Annotated in this window: 16 protein-coding genes and 20 tRNA genes; 23 read left to right on the top strand and 13 right to left on the bottom strand. The window is 45.4% G+C overall.

All coding sequences use genetic code 11. The features are described 5' to 3' along the window. Positions 1-4: 4 nt before the first annotated feature. From IX91_RS10925 to IX91_RS11035, 23 genes are all read left to right on the top strand, one after another. Positions 5-949 (top strand): ribose-phosphate pyrophosphokinase, encoded by a 945-nt coding sequence (locus IX91_RS10925; RefSeq protein WP_004747085.1) that lies wholly within the window; start codon positions 5-7, stop codon positions 947-949. Positions 950-1,088: 139 nt separating this feature from the next. After that, entirely contained in the window at positions 1,089-1,679 is a 591-nt protein-coding gene (pth, locus tag IX91_RS10930) for an aminoacyl-tRNA hydrolase (protein WP_004747087.1), read from the top strand. Between the two features lie 10 nt (positions 1,680-1,689). Further along, the gene (gene ychF / locus IX91_RS10935; RefSeq protein WP_004747089.1) at positions 1,690-2,781 is read left to right on the top strand and encodes a redox-regulated ATPase YchF; all 1,092 of its coding nucleotides are present in this window, start codon (positions 1,690-1,692) and stop codon (positions 2,779-2,781) included. Positions 2,782-3,050: 269 nt separating this feature from the next. Beyond that, positions 3,051-3,127 (top strand) — tRNA-Met (locus IX91_RS10940). 39 nt (positions 3,128-3,166) lie between these two features. Next, positions 3,167-3,251 (top strand) — tRNA-Leu (locus IX91_RS10945). Between the two features lie 29 nt (positions 3,252-3,280). Further along, positions 3,281-3,355 (top strand) — tRNA-Gln (locus tag IX91_RS10950). Positions 3,356-3,433: 78 nt separating this feature from the next. Continuing rightward, positions 3,434-3,510: transfer RNA gene (locus IX91_RS10955), tRNA-Met, on the top strand. Positions 3,511-3,562: 52 nt separating this feature from the next. Then, a tRNA-Leu gene (locus IX91_RS10960) sits at positions 3,563-3,647 on the top strand. Positions 3,648-3,678: 31 nt separating this feature from the next. After that, positions 3,679-3,753 (top strand) — tRNA-Gln (locus IX91_RS10965). Between the two features lie 51 nt (positions 3,754-3,804). Continuing rightward, positions 3,805-3,889 (top strand) — tRNA-Leu (locus tag IX91_RS10970). A 31-nt stretch (positions 3,890-3,920) separates the two neighbouring features. Continuing rightward, positions 3,921-3,995, top strand: a tRNA-Gln gene (locus IX91_RS10975). Between the two features lie 50 nt (positions 3,996-4,045). Then, positions 4,046-4,130, top strand: a tRNA-Leu gene (locus IX91_RS10980). 31 nt (positions 4,131-4,161) lie between these two features. Continuing rightward, positions 4,162-4,236: transfer RNA gene (locus IX91_RS10985), tRNA-Gln, on the top strand. A 127-nt stretch (positions 4,237-4,363) separates the two neighbouring features. Continuing rightward, a tRNA-Leu gene (locus IX91_RS10990) sits at positions 4,364-4,448 on the top strand. Between the two features lie 31 nt (positions 4,449-4,479). Next, positions 4,480-4,554 (top strand) — tRNA-Gln (locus IX91_RS10995). 52 nt (positions 4,555-4,606) lie between these two features. Continuing rightward, positions 4,607-4,691: transfer RNA gene (locus tag IX91_RS11000), tRNA-Leu, on the top strand. A 31-nt stretch (positions 4,692-4,722) separates the two neighbouring features. Further along, positions 4,723-4,797: transfer RNA gene (locus IX91_RS11005), tRNA-Gln, on the top strand. 126 nt (positions 4,798-4,923) lie between these two features. Then, a tRNA-Leu gene (locus IX91_RS11010) sits at positions 4,924-5,008 on the top strand. 3 nt (positions 5,009-5,011) lie between these two features. After that, positions 5,012-5,088 (top strand) — tRNA-Met (locus IX91_RS11015). A gap of 49 nt (positions 5,089-5,137) precedes the next feature. Further along, positions 5,138-5,222 (top strand) — tRNA-Leu (locus tag IX91_RS11020). A 25-nt stretch (positions 5,223-5,247) separates the two neighbouring features. Next, positions 5,248-5,332: transfer RNA gene (locus IX91_RS11025), tRNA-Leu, on the top strand. Between the two features lie 2 nt (positions 5,333-5,334). Continuing rightward, positions 5,335-5,411: transfer RNA gene (locus IX91_RS11030), tRNA-Met, on the top strand. A 52-nt stretch (positions 5,412-5,463) separates the two neighbouring features. Next, positions 5,464-5,548 (top strand) — tRNA-Leu (locus IX91_RS11035). 243 nt (positions 5,549-5,791) lie between these two features. On the opposite strand, the gene IX91_RS11040 is transcribed toward IX91_RS11035, so the two are convergent. From IX91_RS11040 to flgB, 13 genes are all read right to left on the bottom strand, one after another. After that, positions 5,792-6,925 (bottom strand): flagellin, encoded by a 1,134-nt coding sequence (locus tag IX91_RS11040; protein ID WP_004746749.1) that lies wholly within the window; start codon positions 6,923-6,925, stop codon positions 5,792-5,794. Between the two features lie 498 nt (positions 6,926-7,423). Next, positions 7,424-8,569, bottom strand: coding sequence for a flagellin (locus tag IX91_RS11045; protein ID WP_004746752.1), 1,146 nt, complete (start codon positions 8,567-8,569; stop codon positions 7,424-7,426). 370 nt (positions 8,570-8,939) lie between these two features. Then, a complete protein-coding gene (gene flgL / locus IX91_RS11050; protein WP_004746753.1) occupies positions 8,940-10,133 on the bottom strand; it encodes a flagellar hook-associated protein FlgL in 1,194 nt (397 codons plus the stop codon). A 10-nt stretch (positions 10,134-10,143) separates the two neighbouring features. Continuing rightward, positions 10,144-12,018 carry a flagellar hook-associated protein FlgK gene (flgK, locus tag IX91_RS11055; protein WP_004746756.1) on the bottom strand — a complete coding sequence of 625 codons (1,875 nt, stop codon included), beginning with the start codon at positions 12,016-12,018 and terminating at the stop codon, positions 10,144-10,146. Between the two features lie 483 nt (positions 12,019-12,501). Further along, a complete protein-coding gene (gene flgJ / locus IX91_RS11065) occupies positions 12,502-13,410 on the bottom strand; it encodes a flagellar assembly peptidoglycan hydrolase FlgJ (protein ID WP_004746759.1) in 909 nt (302 codons plus the stop codon). A 10-nt stretch (positions 13,411-13,420) separates the two neighbouring features. After that, a complete protein-coding gene (locus tag IX91_RS11070) occupies positions 13,421-14,512 on the bottom strand; it encodes a flagellar basal body P-ring protein FlgI (RefSeq protein WP_004746760.1) in 1,092 nt (363 codons plus the stop codon). A gap of 67 nt (positions 14,513-14,579) precedes the next feature. Then, a complete protein-coding gene (gene flgH / locus IX91_RS11075; protein WP_004746762.1) occupies positions 14,580-15,359 on the bottom strand; it encodes a flagellar basal body L-ring protein FlgH in 780 nt (259 codons plus the stop codon). Positions 15,360-15,384: 25 nt separating this feature from the next. Next, positions 15,385-16,173, bottom strand: a complete 789-nt coding sequence (flgG, locus tag IX91_RS11080; protein ID WP_004746763.1) for a flagellar basal-body rod protein FlgG — start codon at positions 16,171-16,173, stop codon at positions 15,385-15,387. 19 nt (positions 16,174-16,192) lie between these two features. Further along, entirely contained in the window at positions 16,193-16,942 is a 750-nt protein-coding gene (gene flgF / locus IX91_RS11085) for a flagellar basal-body rod protein FlgF (RefSeq protein WP_004746765.1), read from the bottom strand. Between the two features lie 215 nt (positions 16,943-17,157). Then, positions 17,158-18,462 carry a flagellar hook protein FlgE gene (flgE, locus tag IX91_RS11090; RefSeq protein ID WP_004746766.1) on the bottom strand — a complete coding sequence of 435 codons (1,305 nt, stop codon included), beginning with the start codon at positions 18,460-18,462 and terminating at the stop codon, positions 17,158-17,160. Positions 18,463-18,501: 39 nt separating this feature from the next. Further along, the gene (flgD, locus tag IX91_RS11095) at positions 18,502-19,212 is read right to left on the bottom strand and encodes a flagellar hook assembly protein FlgD (RefSeq protein ID WP_004746769.1); all 711 of its coding nucleotides are present in this window, start codon (positions 19,210-19,212) and stop codon (positions 18,502-18,504) included. A gap of 15 nt (positions 19,213-19,227) precedes the next feature. Continuing rightward, positions 19,228-19,644, bottom strand: coding sequence for a flagellar basal body rod protein FlgC (gene flgC, locus IX91_RS11100; RefSeq protein WP_004746770.1), 417 nt, complete (start codon positions 19,642-19,644; stop codon positions 19,228-19,230). Further along, the gene (flgB, locus tag IX91_RS11105) at positions 19,644-20,042 is read right to left on the bottom strand and encodes a flagellar basal body rod protein FlgB (protein ID WP_004746771.1); all 399 of its coding nucleotides are present in this window, start codon (positions 20,040-20,042) and stop codon (positions 19,644-19,646) included. Before flgB ends, flgC begins: the two co-directional genes overlap by 1 nt. Positions 20,043-20,281 lie beyond the last annotated feature (239 nt).

Below are 20,281 nucleotides of genomic sequence, written 5' to 3' on the forward strand. Positions count from 1 at the left end.
CACCGTGCCTGATATGAAGCTATTTGCTGGTAACGCTACACCTGAACTAGCCCAACGTATTGCTGATCGTCTATACATCTCTCTTGGTGATGCTACTGTTTCTCGTTTTTCTGATGGCGAAGTCGCTGTTCAAATCAACGAAAACGTACGTGGTAGTGATGTTTTCATCATCCAATCTACTTGTGCACCAACTAACGACAACCTAATGGAACTTGTAGTGATGATTGACGCAATGCGCCGCGCTTCAGCGGGCCGTATTACAGCAGTTATCCCTTACTTTGGTTACGCTCGCCAAGACCGTCGTGTACGTTCTGCTCGTGTGCCAATCACTGCTAAAGTTGTTGCAGATTTCCTTTCTAACGTTGGCGTTGACCGCGTTCTAACAATCGACCTTCACGCTGAGCAAATCCAAGGCTTCTTCGATGTTCCAGTTGACAACATCTTCGGTACACCTGTACTGCTAGAAGACATGGAAGCTCGCGGCCTAGAGAACCCAGTAGTGGTATCTCCAGACCTAGGTGGTGTTGTTCGTGCTCGTGCAACTGCAAAAGCACTAGGTGACATCGATATTGCTATCGTTGATAAGCGCCGTCCACGTGCTAACGTTTCTGAAGTGATGAACCTAATCGGTGATGTTGAAGGTCGCGACTGTGTGATCGTTGATGACATGATCGATACAGGCGGTACGCTATGTAAAGCAGCTGAAGCGCTAAAGGAGCGCGGTGCTAAGCGTGTATTCGCTTACGCAACTCACGCTGTATTCTCAGGCAACGCAGCTCAAAACATCGGTAACTCAGTGCTAGACCAAGTTATCGTGACTGACTCAATCACACTACCAAAAGAGATGGAAGCGACAGGTAAAGTGACTTGTCTAAGCCTTTCTCGCATGCTTGCTGAAGCAATCCGTCGCATCAGCAATGAAGAGTCAATCTCAGCGATGTTCAACTAATCGCCACTGCGGTTAAATCGAATTGAAAACACCCCTTCTTGGGGTGTTTTTTTATTTGTGCTTATTGCTCGTCTCGCCCGAGACAAGAATTGTATGCTATCATACTGCGCTTTTTGAGATTCCAAGAGAGATCCTAACCTTGAGTCAACAAATTAAACTTCTTGTCGGCCTTGCTAATCCTGGGCCTGAATATGCCAGAACCCGTCACAATGCGGGGGCATGGGTAGTAGAAGAACTCGCACGTATTCACAACGTCACTCTAAAGAACGAAGCCAAGTACTTTGGAATGACAGGGCGAATTATGGTTAACGGTCAGGATCTCCGTTTGCTTATCCCAACCACTTTTATGAACCTCTCAGGTAAATCTATTGCTGCTTTAGCGAAGTTTTATCAAATTAAACCTGAAGAGATCATGGTTGCGCACGATGAGCTAGATCTACCACCAGGTGTCGCAAAGTTTAAGAAAGGCGGTGGCCACGGTGGACATAACGGCTTACGCGACACCATTAGTAAGCTTGGTAATTGCAAAGATTTCTATCGCCTTAGGATCGGCATTGGTCATCCTGGGCACAAAGACAAAGTTGCTGGATTTGTTTTAGGCAAAGCCCCAGCAAAAGAACAAGAGCTTCTTGATGCAGCGGCAGATGAATCTGTTCGTTGTTTAGACATCCTGATTAAGGATGGTCTATCAAAAGCGCAAAATCGTTTACACACGTTCAAAGCTGAATAAGGTTACTATCATGGGTTTTAAATGTGGCATCGTTGGTCTACCAAACGTAGGTAAGTCAACTCTGTTTAATGCACTCACTAAAGCAGGTATCGAAGCGGCAAACTTCCCGTTTTGTACTATCGAGCCAAACACAGGTGTAGTACCTGTGCCAGATCTGCGCTTAGACGCACTAGCAAAGATTGTTAACCCACAAAAAGTACTACCAACCACAATGGAATTCGTTGATATCGCGGGCCTCGTTGCTGGTGCTTCACGTGGTGAAGGTTTAGGTAACAAATTCCTAGCAAACATCCGCGAAACTGACGCGATCGGTCACGTTGTACGCTGTTTTGAAAATGAAAACATCGTTCACGTTGCAGGTAAAGTATCACCAATCGAAGACATCGAGGTGATCAACCTAGAACTTGCAATGGCTGACCTAGATTCTTGTGAGCGCGCGATTCAGCGTAATGCTAAGAAAGCCAAAGGTGGCGACAAAGACGCGAAGTTTGAACTGACCGTACTTGAGAAACTACTTCCAGTTCTAACTGAAGGTGGCATGGCGCGTACCGTTGAGCTATCAAAAGAAGAGCTTGCAGCAGTGGGTTACCTAAACTTCCTAACGCTTAAGCCAACCATGTACATCGCTAACGTTAACGAAGATGGTTTCGAGAACAACCCGTACCTAGACGCTGTACGTGAATACGCAGAGAAAGAGAACAACGTCGTTGTTGCAGTATGTGCAGCAATCGAATCTGAACTTTCTGAGCTTGACGATGAAGATCGTGAAGAGTTCCTTGCAGATATGGGCATTGAAGAACCGGGCCTTAACCGCGTGATCCGTTCAGGCTACGAGCTATTAACGCTACACACTTACTTTACTGCTGGCGTTAAAGAAGTTCGTGCATGGACTATCCCTGTAGGTGCAACAGCGCCTCAAGCAGCGGGTAAGATCCACACTGACTTCGAGAAAGGCTTCATTCGAGCTGAAGTTGTTGGTTACGATGACTTTATCCAGTTTAATGGTGAAAGCGGTGCGAAAGATGCAGGTAAATGGCGTTTAGAAGGTAAAGATTACATCGTAAAAGATGGCGATGTTGTTCACTTCCGTTTCAACGTTTAATTTGCGTCCAAGTCATTGACTTTAAAAGCCAGCACTTACGCTGGCTTTTTTATTGCCCTTTAACAAAGAAACAAATTAACTCTTCCAAGTGATGTCAATTTGTTATCAGTTTTCGATCATTAACACGCCTCTTTGTTTAAAAAGAAACCGAACGGTTGATTTCTGAGGATTTATTCAAAAAAACTATTGACGGCTTTGCCTCAACTTCGCATAATGCGCGCCGTTCCCAACGATAAGGCAACGAATCGGAGAGAACAAAAATATGGTATGGCTACGTAGCTCAGCTGGTTAGAGCACATCACTCATAATGATGGGGTCACAGGTTCGAATCCCGTCGTAGCCACCATTCCTAAACACTTTTCTTTTAAAGTCGTTAGGAATTGATGCGGAAGTGGCGGAATTGGTAGACGCACCAGATTTAGGTTCTGGCGCCGCAAGGTGTGAGAGTTCAAGTCTCTCCTTCCGCACCATATTTTATAGCTTTTATAGCTATACCTGCAGGTCTATCGCCAAGCGGTAAGGCAGCGGCTTTTGATGCCGCCATTCCCTGGTTCGAATCCAGGTAGACCTGCCACTATTCAGGGTGTCGAGCCTAATTAAAAAAGGGCTTGTCACTAAGAGCTAGAGAGTTTATATTGTCTCGCTCACGAGTGGCTACGTAGCTCAGCTGGTTAGAGCACATCACTCATAATGATGGGGTCACAGGTTCGAATCCCGTCGTAGCCACCATTTACAATTTCATATGGCTTTTACCAATTAGCGGTATGAATACAAAATTGATGCGGAAGTGGCGGAATTGGTAGACGCACCAGATTTAGGTTCTGGCGCCGCAAGGTGTGAGAGTTCAAGTCTCTCCTTCCGCACCATTATTTGAAGTCTCTTTAGTTAGAGCACTGCAGGTCTATCGCCAAGCGGTAAGGCAGCGGCTTTTGATGCCGCCATTCCCTGGTTCGAATCCAGGTAGACCTGCCATTACAACTTCATTACGCTTTTACCAATTAGCGGGATGAACACAAACTTGTTGCGGAAGTGGCGGAATTGGTAGACGCACCAGATTTAGGTTCTGGCGCCGCAAGGTGTGAGAGTTCAAGTCTCTCCTTCCGCACCATTATTTGAAGTCTCTTTAGTTAGAGCACTGCAGGTCTATCGCCAAGCGGTAAGGCAGCGGCTTTTGATGCCGCCATTCCCTGGTTCGAATCCAGGTAGACCTGCCATACAACTTCATTACGCTTTTACCAATTAGCGGGATGAACACAAAATTGATGCGGAAGTGGCGGAATTGGTAGACGCACCAGATTTAGGTTCTGGCGCCGCAAGGTGTGAGAGTTCAAGTCTCTCCTTCCGCACCATTATTTGAAATCTCTTTAATTAGAGCACTGCAGGTCTATCGCCAAGCGGTAAGGCAGCGGCTTTTGATGCCGCCATTCCCTGGTTCGAATCCAGGTAGACCTGCCACTATTTATAGGTACAGTGGATAACATCTTTTGATGCCTCGTCTATTGTCCCTGGCTCGGCTCTAAGTAGCCTGCCATACAACTTCATATGGTTCTCACCAATTGAACGATATGAACACAAAATTGATGCGGAAGTGGCGGAATTGGTAGACGCACCAGATTTAGGTTCTGGCGCCGCAAGGTGTGAGAGTTCAAGTCTCTCCTTCCGCACCATTATTTGAAGTCTCTTTAGTTAGAGCACTGCAGGTCTATCGCCAAGCGGTAAGGCAGCGGCTTTTGATGCCGCCATTCCCTGGTTCGAATCCAGGTAGACCTGCCACTACAACTTCATATGGTTCTCACCAATTGAACGATATGAACACAAAATTGATGCGGAAGTGGCGGAATTGGTAGACGCACCAGATTTAGGTTCTGGCGCCGCAAGGTGTGAGAGTTCAAGTCTCTCCTTCCGCACCATTATTTGAAGTCTCTTTAATTAGAGCACTGCAGGTCTATCGCCAAGCGGTAAGGCAGCGGCTTTTGATGCCGCCATTCCCTGGTTCGAATCCAGGTAGACCTGCCACTATTTATAGGTTCAGTGGATAACATCTTTTGATGCCTCGTCTATTGTCCCTGGTTCGGCTCTAAGTAGCCTGCCATACAACTTCATTACGCTTTTACCAATTAGCGGGATGAACACAAAATTGATGCGGAAGTGGCGGAATTGGTAGACGCACCAGATTTAGGTTCTGGCGCCGCAAGGTGTGAGAGTTCAAGTCTCTCCTTCCGCACCATTTGGCTACGTAGCTCAGCTGGTTAGAGCACATCACTCATAATGATGGGGTCACAGGTTCGAATCCCGTCGTAGCCACCATTTATTTCGATCGTCTGTAGTTATACACATGATCATGTAGTTTCAAGATGCGGAAGTGGCGGAATTGGTAGACGCACCAGATTTAGGTTCTGGCGCCGCAAGGTGTGAGAGTTCAAGTCTCTCCTTCCGCACCATCCTGAAGACTACAGCCATATTTATGCGGAAGTGGCGGAATTGGTAGACGCACCAGATTTAGGTTCTGGCGCCGCAAGGTGTGAGAGTTCAAGTCTCTCCTTCCGCACCATTGGCTACGTAGCTCAGCTGGTTAGAGCACATCACTCATAATGATGGGGTCACAGGTTCGAATCCCGTCGTAGCCACCATTTACAACTTCGTATTGCTTTTACCAATTAGCAATATGAATACAGACTTGTTGCGGAAGTGGCGGAATTGGTAGACGCACCAGATTTAGGTTCTGGCGCCGCAAGGTGTGAGAGTTCAAGTCTCTCCTTCCGCACCATTATTTAAAGAAACCCGGCTATTTAGCTGGGTTTTCCTTTATCTGCAACATACTCACCGCTACATTTCAGACCTATTCCTGATAGATGATCAGATATTTATTCTGGTTGGTATCACCACTATTCTGCTAACCGCCATTACGTATCCTACACAACGCGTTTTGAACAACTGCAAGCATAAAAAATCCAGCCGAAGCTGGATTTTAATTAAGTCATGACTTTTGTTGTGCTAAGAGACTAACTCTTTAGCCTAAAAGCCCCAACGCTGAGTTGGGCGCTTGCTTTGCTTGTGCAAGAACAGAACTTGATGCTTGCGATAGGATCTGAGACTTAGTAAGTGCCGTTGTCTCTTTCGCAAAGTCTGTATCCTTGATACGGCTCTTAGACGCGTTCACGTTTTCGTTGATGTTGTCTAAGTTGTTAATCGCATGGTTGAAACGGTTTTGGAATGCACCAAGCTCAGCACGGTGGCTATCAACAAACTTAAGTGCTGAGTCGACAATCGCGACGGCTTGTTGCGAACCACCAACAGTTGTCACATCCATCGTGTCGACTGTAACTGCTTGCGCTGCACCAATACTTAGCTCACCAGCAAGTGCGCCACCAAAAGTCGCAACACCTTCAACTCGGTTGTTATCCGTGAACAACTGTAGCTTACCATCTTCGTCAACAGATGCTGTAACTAGGTCTGTTTGACCGTTGATGTAAGTGGCTAGCTCTTCGATATCATCACCTTCTTTGGCATTAATGGTAACGTTTTGAGCTTGGCCGAACTTGTCAGTAAGTGCAATCGTTAGATCATTTGAACCGGCCGTCACCCCCCAATCTTTATCTTGACCATTAGCCGCTACGTAGGTGTTACCACCCATCATAGTGTTATCACTACGCATGTTGTTCATGGTTAGCATTACTGCCTCACCATTATCCGCACCAATCTGGAATGATTTGGTAGCAAATGTACCGTTCAGTAGCTTGTTACCACCAAATGAAGTGGTTTCAGCAATACGATTTAGCTCATCGTTTAGAGCCGTTACTTCCTCTTGGATAGCAACACGCTCAGACTTAGAGTTAGAACCGTTAGCAGATTGAAGTGACAAGTCACGCATACGTTGCAGAATGTTAGTCGTTTCGTTCATCGCACCTTCAGCGGTTTGTGCCATCGAAATACCATCATTCGCGTTACGTACTGCGACATCTAAGCCACGGCTTTGCACATTCAAACGGTTAGAGATCTGAAGACCTGCCGCATCGTCTTTTGCGCTGTTAATCTTAAAGCCAGATGAAAGTCTTTCCATCGACGTTTGTTGGGCAGTAGTCGCACTGTTTAAATAACGTTGTGCTGTCATTGCCGAAACGTTTGTATTTACATTAACCGCCATAGTGGTTTCTCCTATTGATTTCCGTACACCGGAGGTAAAGGGTTTCCGACGTCTCGGTAAACCAATTAGTTCTCTCAAAGTAACCTTATTAACGACGTTAAATTGATTATCTTTAGAGCTAAATTGGCAAATATTTTAAAAACCTAACGATTAGAAGGAGATATTGACACAACCGACAGATATGAAATCAATTGCTAAAGATTTTTTGATTTCAGCCGATAATGCGCGACTTTGAAATAGATGGGAGTAAGAAAAAGGAGGTAGAGTTTTCTTTAGGCAAAAGAAAAGCCCCTTTCCTTTGAGAGAACCGGGGCTATTTGGTAGCCAATGCCAATATGGAGATCGAGAGAAATGATCACAGCCTGGCTGCCGTGCTACATAAGTGACTCCAGTTATGGAGCAGGTGTGAGAGAGAGCTCCATTACCTGATCACCTATGTTTGCCGTCAAAATCACACAGACCCTACGTCTAGGTTATTGTCAGTGTAAAATTTGACTATTACTGCAATAGTGACATTGCAGAGTTAGGCAACTGTTTTGCTTGAGCAAGTATTGATGTACCCGCTTGTTGCAGAATTTGTGCTTTGGTCATCGCCGTCGTCTCTTTCGCGAAGTCTGTATCGCGGATTCGACTGTTCGATGCTTCAACGTTTTCTTGGATGTTAGCTAAGTTGTTGATACTGTGGCTCAGACGGTTTTGTTTCGCACCTAAGTCCGCACGTTGTGAATCCACATACTTAAGAGCCGCATCAATAATGCCGACCGCATTTTGCGCACCACCTACTGAGCGAACATCAATGTTCTGTACTGAGGTTTGAACACCCGGCCCGCCACTTAGACCAAGTTCCCCTGCAAGACCACCTGAAATATTCAAGTTACCCTGAAGGTTTGGTTCCGCGGCAAAGATTTGCAGTCTACCGTCTTGGTCTACAGATGCTTTTAGTTTGTCTGTTTGACCATTGATGTAGGTTGCTAGCTCTTCAATATCATCACCCTCTTTGGCAATAACATCTAACGTCACAGCTTCACCATCTTTAGTTGTAAACTCAAACTTCAGATCTTTAGCCGTTGGAGGAACTCCCCAGTCTTTATCTTTTGCCTGCTCAGGCGCAGAAATAAAAGACTGACCACCCATACGGAAATCATCCGCACGGATACTAGTCAAGCCCATAATAATGGCCTCACCAGAACTTGCGCCGATTTGGAATGATGCTTCACCAAATGAACCATTTAGTAGCTTCCGGCCACCAAATGACGTTGTTTCTGCGATTCGGTTAAGCTCATCTTGCAGAGCAGAGACTTCTTCATGCAATGCTTGGCGCTCAGATGCCGAGTTAGTACCGTTAGCCGATTGCAGTGACAAGTCACGAATACGTTGAAGAATCGAAGTCGACTCATTCATCGCACCTTCCGCTGTTTGAGCGATCGAGATGCCGTCATTTGCATTGCGCATCGCCACATCTAAACCACGAGACTGAGCAGTCAATCGGTTCGAAATTTGTAGGCCCGCCGCATCATCTTTCGCACTGTTAATTCTTTGACCTGAAGATAGACGTTCCATGGAGGTATTTAACTCTCCAGTCGCCTTATTCAGGTAACGCTGAGCGGTCATCGCCGACACGTTAGTATTTACTGTAATGGTCATACTTTGCTCTCCTATTGAGTTCGCAAGTGCTTGCGAAGCGGCCAGCTTTGTCTCATTTGGAAGCACTGACCGTAAATGACTTGCTAAGTAGATCTATTGCCTACTTAAAACTAATTTGTTTAACTCTGCCCTAACTCAATTCAAGTTATGTGCCAGTTTTAAAATGGTTACTAAATAAATTAATTTCCTTATATTTATTAGTAACTTAAAAGGTAAGTTTATAATTTGCTCGCATTGAACAAATATCACCCACTTAAAGCGGCAAACTCATTGCCGCCCTTTTGCCACTAGATTGCCACTACTACTGTGGTCGTTTTTCCAATAGCTGTTTCTATCTCGCACTTACGGCATAGCACATAAGGCTTTGAGCTTAGATGTAATTAAATAGTGTTAGGTCTTTGGTTTTACCAAATGCCTGTTGAGATGCCTGAAGCGCACGCGAGTTCTCATTGAACTCAATGATCGCTTCAGCATAATCAAGATCTTCAAAATTACTTTTGGATTTGGCCAATGTCATATTGAAGTCATCATGCTGCTCTTCTTGAATGTCTAGCGTACTTAATCGAGCACCCACATCTGTACGTGCCTTGTTCAAGTGAATAAAAGCAGAGTGAAATTCTTCCACAACTCGGTGTAACTGGGCGGTGTTGGATGTGTCAGACACAGAACCTTGCGACAATGCCATCGCATCTTGAAAGGTTTCAAAAATGCTATATGTGCGTTTGGGCTCTAAAGTAATTTGATCACCTTTAGTAATTTGCCCTTTAACCTGAATAGACACATCTTCGAACTTAATACCCACGGCAGGGTCGAAGGTATCGGCTTTTACCACTGCACCATCACGCTCAAGTTGATAACCGTATTTTCCATCGGGCATATCAACAAACGTCACCTTATAAGTAGAGGTGTCATCTGGGTTGATGTTGTTCGCGCGCTCGAGTAAAAGCTCTGAAGTCTCATTTAGATTGTATTTAGGCTCGAAATCACCAAACGGGTTATCAATCTCCATAAACAATTTGCTGCCTGGATCGTTAATTGGCATTTCTAAACTGTTAGAGATTTTCATCTTGCGTTGATAATCATCGCCGGCATACACCACATCACCATCTTTATCACGAAAGAAAGGCTGATTCTTTGGCTTAGTTCCAGCAAAAATATAGTTCCCAGACTCATCCTGAACGTTTACCAAATTCAAGAAGTTATCCGCGATTTCCTGCAATTCACGACGTTTAGCGAAACGGTCTTCCGGTGATAGTGAACCATTGATCATTTCCATTACGGTTCGTTTTGCTTCATCAGCATAATCTTCCGCATTAGAGATAATGACTTCATGATGCTCTAGGCGATTACGGGAAAGGGTAATTGCATCAGTAAACTGACGCAGTTGCTCTTTCTGCTGACCAATGTTCTGTATGTAATGCGTTGCGAGTGGATCGTCACTCGCTTTCATTAATTTTTTACCCGATGCTAATTGCGCTTGGTTGTGATGCACTTTTGCTTCCGAGCGACGTAAGTCGTTCTGCACCGACTGATAATTATGGAAGCTAGAAATACGATTCATCATTTATGCCTCCTTATCTCAGCGCAAGAATGGTATTAAAAGTGTCGTTAGCCGCCTGCATGATGCGCGACGACGCCATATAAGCTTGCTGAAACTTCATCATGTTGGCCGCTTCTTCATCCAAGTTAACACCTGAAATCGATGCAACTCTTTCTTGGGCGGCTTCTTTCTCCAAACGAGAAACATCGGTTAAGCGCGAAGCCGTAGACATTTGAAGACCGACATCGGTATTGAGGTTGTGGTAAATGTCGAGAATGGTCGACTCACCATCATTAAGCTTTTTATCCGTTTGGATGTTTTGCATTTTTAGTAGGTTGCCGTTGTCACCTTCAGAGGGGACAAGGTTTGCCGTAAACTTATCATTCGGCAGAGCGCCTCCAGTAAGCTCAAATGAGGTACCCTGGACTGTTACAGCACCACTAGGTGGATAAGCTTGTGGTTGAAGTAAAATATTCCCTTTAGTATCCGTTACAGCAAACTGCTGACCATCAGGTGAAATAATCACTTCAAACTCTCGTAAATCACCTGCTTTAGCAATGCTAAATTCCGCACTACCTTGAGCAAAGGTTGTAGAGGCTTCATAACTTTGCGCGGCAATATCACTAGGATCATTGGTCGCCATTTGCATCTGAGCAGCACCGCTTCGAGTAGGGCGAATAAGTACTCTTTCACCGGCCTCTAAACCGTTGCGAATATCAATTCTCAAACCATCTAAAGCGATAGCATTATCGACAACCGGAACAATAAACTGCTCTCCTGATGGACGAGTGACATAATAGTCCCCCCCCACATATTGCAAAGAGTATTGCCCGCCAATGAGCTGACTGGTGTCTTCGATATAAACCGCCAAGTCCGCTTTTGAGTTAGAGGACGTGACAACACGGGACTCTGCAATAAAATCGGAGTTCACATCAGTGAACATCAACCCACCAATGTTTCCGCGTAAATCTAGACCTTGGGACTGTAAGCTATTGACTTCATAAGAGAAGGAAGTTGCAAGCTTACCAAGCTCATCCATTAACTGAGGAATCTTCTCGTCACGCATTGTTAGCATGGCACCGATTTTTCCATCAATATCTTTGGTGGTGATCGCTTTGATGCCCTTACCTTCAATCATGGCTAAGCGACGTTGATGAACATCTGGATAGCCATCAATCATTTTTAGTTCACTGGCTTCGGTACCAGACACCAAGGTATGCCCGTTACCAATATGAACATTAAAACCTTCTGCGTTTTTGCGCGGTGTTACGGTAACTTTGGTGTACTCAGAGAGTTCAGCGATAAGCTTCTCATGCGTATCCATCAAGTCATTATGCGGACCAGGCGTACGCATCATAAGGCGATGTAAATCTCTGATCTCTAATGCAAGCTGGTTTACACGCTCGATACCCAAATCAAGCTTCTTGTTAGTCACATCCGACTGACGACGAACAGTTTCATGGAAGTCATTTAGGTTCTGAGTAATCAAGTTTGCTTTTTCAAGCACAACTTTACGCGCACCCACATCATTCGGGCTATCAGCCAATGACTTCACGGCATCAAACCACTCGTTGAGGTTTTCTGGAATTTTTTTCGAAGCAACCGACGACAACATATTGGAAAGCATTTCCAAATTAGCTTCGTCATCGACTTTATGGGCGTAATTGGTGGTGGAAACATTCAGTTCATTAACGGCAAACTGATCCCACGAGCGGCGAACTTTTTCCACATGAACGCCCATACCATAGGTTTCCCCGCCATATTGGCGTGGCATATTTGTGCCTTGTATCACCGACTGACGGCTATAACCCTCTGTATTCACATTAGAGATGTTATGACCGGTGGTGTTTAGTTGTCTCTGAGCTGTGAGAACGCTTTGCGAACCAAGATTCAGAAGATCAGACGACATATTGCCCCCAAGAAACCTTTTAAAATCAGCGTTAACTGAACATCTGACTTAGATTTTGCAATATGTATGCCAAACTGGAGAGCTGGAGAGCTGGAGAGCTGGAGAGCTGGAGAGCTGGAGAGCTGGAGAGCTGGAGAGCTGGAGAGCTGGAGAGCTGGAGAGCTGGAGAGCTGGAGAGCTGGAGAGCTGGAGAGCTGGAGAGCTGGAGAAATTTTTGAGGGTCGGCAATTAGTGTCAACCCTTTTATTTCAACAGGTTAATTTGTCATCCTCAAGAGTGAGGCACGAACGAGTTGGGGATCTCGAAAAGCAGGTAGAAAACCTGTAGAGATTCACTACTACTTCCTTCGTCAGTCTAGGAAATGACGGAAAACTAGAAAATTTAAACTGCTTTGTTTGTGCTCGCCAATCTAGTTTTCCAGCAGCGAAGCGATCCACAGGGCGAAGCCCGTTCCAGCATCTCAGGACGAAGTCCACCCCTTCCTTACATCTGATCAATACGCGCTTTTACGCTAAGAACTTTATCTGCGTATCTAGGATCGGTTGCATAGCCTGCTTGATGGATACCACGAATAAAGTCTTCGTTGTTGCCGCCATGACGTAAAGCTGTGGTATAGCGAGGGTTTTCATTAAGAAAACGTACGTAGTCGTTAAAACTCTCTTCATAGTTAGCATACGAGCGGAAAGCTGCGTTCTCTTTAACCGGTACGCCTTGATGATACTCTAAAGTTTGCGTAGAGACTTTATCACCTGACCAGCTTCGATCTGCCTTAATATTGAATAGGTTATTACTGCTGCCACGAGAGTTATTAACTACTTTCTGCCCCCAACCCGTTTCTAACGCAGCCTGCGCTAATAGAAGCGATGAGTCGATGCCAAGCGCTCTTGCCGCTTTTTCAGCATAAGGCTTCATTGAAGTCACGAAAGTTTCCGGCGACTCAAAGCGAGAAGGTTGCGACTGTGAAGGTAATTCAACGCTGGTTGCATCAGCGCGTTCATGGCGAATACGGTCAATTTTCTCCATAACAGCTTCAAAATCTTCATTGCGCGCTTTGGCACTCTGATTTTCAACGCTGCCTGTAGAAAGTTGAGCGACAATCATATCGGCTAAGCCAAGTGAGCCAGAAGCGCTTAGCTCACTGGACATCTGCTCGTCCATCATTTGTCGATAAAACTGCTGGTTTTGACTGTCCATCAAACCAGACTCAAAAGTCGAGTTGGCATCACGCATGGATTTGAACAGCATCGAGGTAAAAATCGCTTCAAATTGCTTTGCTGCCGCGGTTAGCGCTGCTTTTTCACTACCTTCGTCACCTTCCACTGCTTGCTTACGTAATTTATCTAAACCTGCAATATCGTGAATAAAGCCGATGTCATTGCCATTGTTAATCATGCTCTACTCCTTAGATAACGATCAGTTGACCTTCAATCGCCCCTGCTTGCTTAAGCGCTTGCAGAATTGCCATTAAGTCCGAAGGTGCTGCACCAACTTCATTCACCGCTCGAACCAGATCATCCAATGTCAGACCCGGCTCAAACTTAAACATTTTACCTTGCTCTTCCGTTACCTCGATATCCGTATCTGGCACGACAACAGTCTCTCCGCCACCAAACGCGTTAGGCTGACTAACATTGAGGTTTTCTTTAATCGCCACTGTCATGCCGCCATGGGTGACCGCCGCAGGCTTCAAACGCACATGCTTACCCACCACTATCGTACCAGTGCGTGAGTTGACAATGATTTTTGCCGAGCCTTCGGCAGGATTAAATTCGATATTTTCAATCGCAGATAAGAAAGCCACGCGTTGAGTAATGTCACGCGGTGCACGAACCTTCACAGACGTCGCATCAACCGCAGATGCCATTTGAGGACCAAGGAAATTGTTTACCGCATCAGCCATGCGCTGCGCAGTGGTAAAATCAGATTCAAGCAGGTTAAACGTGATGTAGTCACCACGGCTAAACGGAGTGGGTATCTCACGCTCAACCATAGCGCCATTAGAAATCATGCCCGCTGTCGGGTTATTGCCGACAATTTTTGAGCCGTCCGCCCCTGTTGCACTAAAACCACTAACGACAAGGTTGCCCTGTGCTACGGCATAGATTTGCCCATCGAGACCTTTTAGCATTGTTTGCATTAGCGTCCCGCCTCGTAGGCTTTTAGCCGAACCTATCGAAGACACGGTCACATCAATGGTTTGACCTTGCTTTGAAAAGGCAGGCAGCTCAGCAGTTACAATCACGGCAGCAACGTTCTTGCTTTTTGGCTTTGTGCCCGGTGGCATTTGAATGCCAAAGTTTTGCAACATTGCATTAAAGCTTTGATCGGTAAAAGGTGTTGATTCTCCAGTACCAGGTAAACCTGTGACCAAACCATAGCCAACCAATTGGTTACTACGCACACCAGCGACTTGCGAAACATCTTTGATACGCGCGGCCTGAACTGACGTCGCGACAAACATCATACTGGTTAAAAAGAGAAACAACTTTTTCATGATCATACCCTTGCTCTAATCTCTATGCCCACTTTACACGCTGCCAAAAAAGCGGCATCAGATGGATTTATAGGGAGACATTAAAGAATCGTGCCAAGAATCCCGGTTCTTGCATATCTTGCTGCGTTCCAGTGCCTGAGTACTGAATACGAGCATTAGAAATTCGATTCGACGCAATTGTATTATCGTACTTAATGTCATCTGGACGGATAGTGCCACTTAAGCGAATGTACTCATCGCCAGTATTAAGTGTTAGCCACTTTTCACCGCGAATAATCAAGTTGCCGTTGGCCAGTACCTCGATAACTTCAACTGTAATTGAGCCAGAAATACTGTTGCTCTGGTTGGCTGCCGCACTGCCCTTGAACTTGTTGTCATTACTTAAGTTATACGAAAAATTATAGTCGCCAATATTCAGTTGCTGCCCACCAACTTCTAATGGGTCCATTGACGCATCATTGTTTTTCGATAGATCTGCATCAGAGCTTTTAGCCGCTTTGGTGCTCTCATCAAGTGTTACTGTGATGATATCTCCGATGCCACGCGGTTTAGAGTCATCATATAAGCTATTGGTGCTTGCCGTATTGAATAGTGAGCCCGTTTCCGCTGCATAGTGCTCAGGTTTGTGCTTAGGGTGAATTGGAGCCCAAGCTGGATCACCTGAAACAGGGTCTGTACGATTACGTAGAGAATCAATTAGCCCAGAACTTTCCTGCTCCGATTTATCCCCCTCAACAGCATCGACAGTCGTCGTGCCTTGAGTCACATCTGGGGTTTCAATTGGCGGCTCTAACATCGAGCATCCAGACACCACTGCCACTGTAAAAAGTGCGATTATGCGTTTCATTTTTTATCTCCACCCTAAGCAGTGATTACAGCTGCTGATTCACGAAGCTCATCATCTTATCGACAGCAGAGATGACCTTAGAATTCATTTCATACACACGCTGAGCTTCGATCATATTCACTAGCTCTTCGGTCACGTTAACGTTGGAGGTTTCTAGCATCGATTGTCTGACTTCACCAAAACCGTCAAAGCCTGGTACGCCCTCTTGTGGATCACCACTCGCACCTGTTGGTAGGTAAAGGTTTTGACCAATTGGCTCTAAACCACCTGGGTTAATGAAATCGACCGTCGCAATCTGACCAACCACTTGGTTGTCTTGCTGACCACGAACGCGAACAGATACCTCACCATCCGTACCCACCGTAATGCTAATCGCATCTTCTGGGATAGCAATTTCAGGCTCAAGGGCATAACCTGCACCTGAAGTCACAATGACCCCTTCGTCGTTAACAGTAAATTGACCGTTACGAGAATAGCCGATGTTGCCGTCTGGCATCAGAATCTGGAAGAAGCCGTCACCTTCAATCATCATATCAAGGCTATTGTTAGTTGTTTGAGTATTACCTTGAGTATGGACTTTTTGTGTCGCGACAACTTTAGAACCTGCGCCTAGCATCAAGCCGCTTGGCAATTCAGTATTCTGAGAAGACTGACCACCTGGCTGATTGATGTTCTGATAAAACAAATCTTCAAAAACCGCACGGCTCTTTTTATAACCAACGGTTGAAGCGTTCGCCAAGTTGTTTGAAATGGTTGAAATGTTGGTTTGTTGAGCGTCTAAGCCCGTTTTACTTACCCATAGTGCCGGATGCATAGCTCTCTCCTAGAATCTGTTAGCTCATACGAAGCAGAGAATCAGACGCTTTGTCCATATCTTCTGCTGTGCTCATCATTTTTACTTGCATTTCAAACTGACGTTGCAAGTCAATTAAATTGGTCATCTCGCCAATAGCATTGACATTACTACCTTCAATTGCGCCTGTGAGCAGTTTTACACTGGCATCCGCTTCGTATGCCGCATTAGGATCTTTTGCACGGAACAAGCCGTTAATATCTTTGAATAGTGATTGATTGTTGGTGCGAGTGAGTTTAATACGGTCAACCACTTCAATTGCATCGGCTGGAGCGCCTTGAGGAACAACAGAAATCGTGCCGTCGTTACCAATCTCAACTTTACTAATTGGGATTGGCAATGTGATTGGTGCACCCGTTTCACCTAGAACAAGATTACCGTTGCCGCTGACCAACAAGCCGTTGACATCAATCTTTAGGTTACCGTTGCGCGTAAGACCTTCTTTACCCGTTTTATCCAGTACAGAGATCCAGCCATCACCTTGGAGAGTGACGTCTAAGTCACGCCCAGTGGTAATCACGCTGCCTTGTTGGAAATTATGTCCCGGACGCTCTGTCATGCTAAACACACGGCTTGGTAGACCATCGCCATACGCTTGCATTGAGCGAGCTTGCGCCAAATCAGCACGGAAGCCCGTGGTACTGACGTTCGCCAAGTTGTTTGCTCTGAGCTGCAAAGCCTGCATATTTTGCTTGGCGCCGCTCATAGCGAGAAACAGTGCACGATCCATAATTTGCTCCAAAAATCACAATTCAGATCAATAAAAGCAATTGGCGTGCCAGTTTTATTTTTACTTAAAAATCAAGTCATTAAGTAAAAAAACGGCAAGGGTATGAGAGGATTTTCGGAAGGATTTGCCGTAGGGGCAACAATAGCAAGCTGATCATTGCCACCAGCTTGCTATTCAGATGATTGCGACATCTCGCTAAGAATACCTTACAAAGATTAGCGAATCTGTAGGATGTTCTGTTGCGTTTGGTTGTGCACTTCTAACGAGCGAGAGTTAGCTTGGAAGTTGCGTTGCGCAGAAATCAAGTCAACCAGCTCTTGGGTCATGTCGATATTCGACTGCTCTAGAGTACCACTAGTGATCGTACCGAAAGAGCCTTTGTTAGATTCACCCCAGATCTTATCACCAGAGAATTGAGTAGAATCCCATTGAGTGCCACCCTTCTTATCTAGACCTTGCTCATTCGCTACACGAACCAATGAAACACGGCCAAGAACGATGTTTTCACCATTAGAATATGTACCCAAAACGCTACCATTCTCATCAAAGTCAACCTTGGTCAGGAAGCCTGTCGTTGCACCATCTTCATCAAACTTAGTTAATTCAAACGGAGCAGCGAACTGAGTCGCATCTTGTAGGCCAAATGACAGAACCTGATTGACATCCGCACCATTCAGTTCAATTGGGTTAGCACCTGTGCCTAACGCCTCAGACACAATGTTTTGACCATTGTTAAGGCTGGCTAAGGTACCATCATTATTGAACTTCATGGTGTGACCAATATGACCTGTAGGTGCTGTCGCATCACCACCCACAATATTGATCGGCTTCTCACCCGCACTGTCGGTGACCGTATAGTAAGTCTGCCAAGTGTTTGGTTGAGTTTGATCTTTTAGGTAGTAAGTCGTCAGCTTGTACGATTGACCCATAGAGTCATAAATAGTCGATGAAGTCGAACGGTTGTAAGTTTCAGGGTCGGTGTAATCAAATAACGCAGGATCTTTTAGATCACCACCAGCAGGAAGGTTAACACCTACATCAATGTTTGATGTCTGCTTTGGCTTACCGAACTCTTTTGGAATGTTGATTGGCGATGGCTCGTAAGAGAGAACATCACCAGTATCTTTATTCACCTGATAACCTAGCAAAAACTCATCGTTCGCCGTAACCATATAGTTATCACGGTTAAGATGGAAAGCACCATTACGGGTTAACTCATTGGTCGTTGGCGTTAGGCGATCTTTTGCCACCGCGAAGAAGCCAGTGCCGCTAATCCGCAAATCCATCGGGTTATTAGTATAAATACTAGAACCCTCGTGAAACTGCTGAGCAACCTTAGCCGCTTGAACACCTTGTCCAGGAGTTGTCTTCGCATGAGTAAACAGTGAATTTGAGTAAACATCGCCGAACTCTGCACGTGACTCTTTAAAGCCGAATGTATTTGCGTTCGCAATGTTGTTACTGGTTGTGTTCAGATCTAACTGAGCTGCGGACAAACCGCTTAGTGCAACATATGACATTCCAAAATCTCCTATCTAGCTAGCATATCTACTTAAGAGTTACGCTTTGCCAACTTCTAGTACTTCAGCAAGTCGAACTGGCGACTCAAAGCCAGCCAGATTGAGTAGTACGTTACCATCGCCTTTACCTAAGAGAACGCTGTTTACATTAGCGTAGGTCGAAACCTCAAACTCTTTGGCCTTGCCATCTAGTAAACCCGATGCTTTCACATTGTATTTACCTGCCGGCAATGGATTACCGTTTTGATCTTTACCGTCCCATTCAATTCGGCTGTCACCCGGAGGTTTAGAGCCTACATCGAAGGTGCGGATCAGCTGACCCATTTGGTCTTCCACTCTCACCATCAAGTTATCGACAGATTGAGGGAGTTTCACCATGGCAGCCATTGAGCCGTCATCAGCCTTAACCCCTGCTGCGCCTGGGACGAGAACGTCTCGGCCGACAAGAGAAGAGGCTTGAAGTGCTTGGTTAGAAGTCATCGACGCATTCAGTGTTTCAAACTGATTGTTCATCTTGCCGATTCCGTCCACCGTCGCAAATGACGCCATCTGTGCAATCATCTGGTCATTGCTAACCGGCTTAAATGGGTCTTGCTGGGCAAGTTGCTTAGTGAGCAGAGATAAGAAGTCTTCTTGTTTAAGATCCTGCTTACCTGTTGTCTCGTTGGGCTTGTTCTTGTCCTGAAGCTGTTTAAGCTGGTCTACATAGGACAAGCCGCTTTGACCAACATTATTAATGCCATCGGCCATAGTTACCTCCTATCCTTATTGACCCATCTGCAGCGTACGCAGCAGCATTTGTTTGCTTGCATCTGCTACTTGAACGTTCGTTTGGTAAGAACGTGAAGCAGAAATCATGTTAGCCATCTCTTCCATCACATTAACGTTAGGTTTGTAGATATACCCTTCATCATTTGCGAGTGGATGGTCAGGGTTGTACTCCGCATCTAGCGGCTTATCGCTTTCTACAATACCCATCACTTTCACTGGCACCGTATGGTCGCGGCCATACTTTGCCTTACTTAACTCCGCACCGAACACAGCATGGCGGGCTTTATAAGTATCTTTCGCAGAACTAGAGACACTGTCCGCATTGGCTAAGTTACTTGAGGTCGTATTTAGACGAACAGATTCAGCGCTCATGGCAGAACCAGTTACATTGAAAACGTTAAATAAGCTCATCAGTTACCACCTTTAATTGCTTTAGTTAAGTTCTTGAATTTACTTCCTAAGAAGTCAAGTGAGGCTTGGTGTCTGATTTGATTTTGCATAAACAAGTTACGCTCTAAATCCACATCAACCGTATTGCCGTCACCTGTGTCAGGTTGTGTAGGAAGACGATACATTACTTCCCCTGTCACCCTAGTAGAGGCAGGAATATGCCGACTATCAGTACGGCTAAGCCCGATGCTTGCCTCTGATGTTGCCGCCTGCAAGGCCTTTTGGAAGTCCATTCCTTTCGATTTGTAGCCTGGAGTGTTCGCTTGAGCAATGTTGGTGGAAATCACCTCAGCATTGCGCTCACGTACGCCCACCGTGTGTTGGTGGATACCTAATGCGTTGTCGAAAGAAATAGCCATGTTAACCTCTACTCAAGAACTGACCGTTACTATTAAATGTAAAAGCAATTAGCGTACCAACTTTAGAAAAACTTGTTCCGCGGTTGCTTTCAATTGGATAATTAGCAATAAGTACGCCAACTCATATGGCGACATCATGCTAGAGAGTTTGGAATGACTCGTAAAAAAGTATACAAGTTAAATAGGGATTAAGTACAAAAATGCCCAGCATAAAGCTGGGCATTTGAAAGATTAAGACT

The organism is Vibrio tubiashii ATCC 19109 (assembly GCF_000772105.1).
Taxonomy (GTDB): Bacteria; Pseudomonadota; Gammaproteobacteria; order Enterobacterales; family Vibrionaceae; genus Vibrio; species Vibrio tubiashii.

What these genes read in the sequence shown, in the direction of transcription:
- ychF (WP_004747089.1), top strand. Translation starts at nt 1,690, where the DNA reads ATGGGTTTTAAATGTGGCATCGTTGGTCTACCAAACGTAGGTAAGTCA.
- IX91_RS11040 (WP_004746749.1), bottom strand. Translation starts at nt 6,925, where the DNA reads ATGGCGGTTAATGTAAATACAAACGTTTCGGCAATGACAGCACAACGT.
- IX91_RS11045 (WP_004746752.1), bottom strand. Translation starts at nt 8,569, where the DNA reads ATGACCATTACAGTAAATACTAACGTGTCGGCGATGACCGCTCAGCGT.
- flgL (WP_004746753.1), bottom strand. Translation starts at nt 10,133, where the DNA reads ATGATGAATCGTATTTCTAGCTTCCATAATTATCAGTCGGTGCAGAAC.
- flgK (WP_004746756.1), bottom strand. Translation starts at nt 12,018, where the DNA reads ATGTCGTCTGATCTTCTGAATCTTGGTTCGCAAAGCGTTCTCACAGCT.
- flgJ (WP_004746759.1), bottom strand. Translation starts at nt 13,410, where the DNA reads ATGATTAACAATGGCAATGACATCGGCTTTATTCACGATATTGCAGGT.
- IX91_RS11070 (WP_004746760.1), bottom strand. Translation starts at nt 14,512, where the DNA reads ATGAAAAAGTTGTTTCTCTTTTTAACCAGTATGATGTTTGTCGCGACG.
- flgH (WP_004746762.1), bottom strand. Translation starts at nt 15,359, where the DNA reads ATGAAACGCATAATCGCACTTTTTACAGTGGCAGTGGTGTCTGGATGC.
- flgG (WP_004746763.1), bottom strand. Translation starts at nt 16,173, where the DNA reads ATGCATCCGGCACTATGGGTAAGTAAAACGGGCTTAGACGCTCAACAA.
- flgF (WP_004746765.1), bottom strand. Translation starts at nt 16,942, where the DNA reads ATGGATCGTGCACTGTTTCTCGCTATGAGCGGCGCCAAGCAAAATATG.
- flgE (WP_004746766.1), bottom strand. Translation starts at nt 18,462, where the DNA reads ATGTCATATGTTGCACTAAGCGGTTTGTCCGCAGCTCAGTTAGATCTG.
- flgD (WP_004746769.1), bottom strand. Translation starts at nt 19,212, where the DNA reads ATGGCCGATGGCATTAATAATGTTGGTCAAAGCGGCTTGTCCTATGTA.
- flgC (WP_004746770.1), bottom strand. Translation starts at nt 19,644, where the DNA reads ATGAGCTTATTTAACGTTTTCAATGTAACTGGTTCTGCCATGAGCGCT.
- flgB (WP_004746771.1), bottom strand. Translation starts at nt 20,042, where the DNA reads ATGGCTATTTCTTTCGACAACGCATTAGGTATCCACCAACACACGGTG.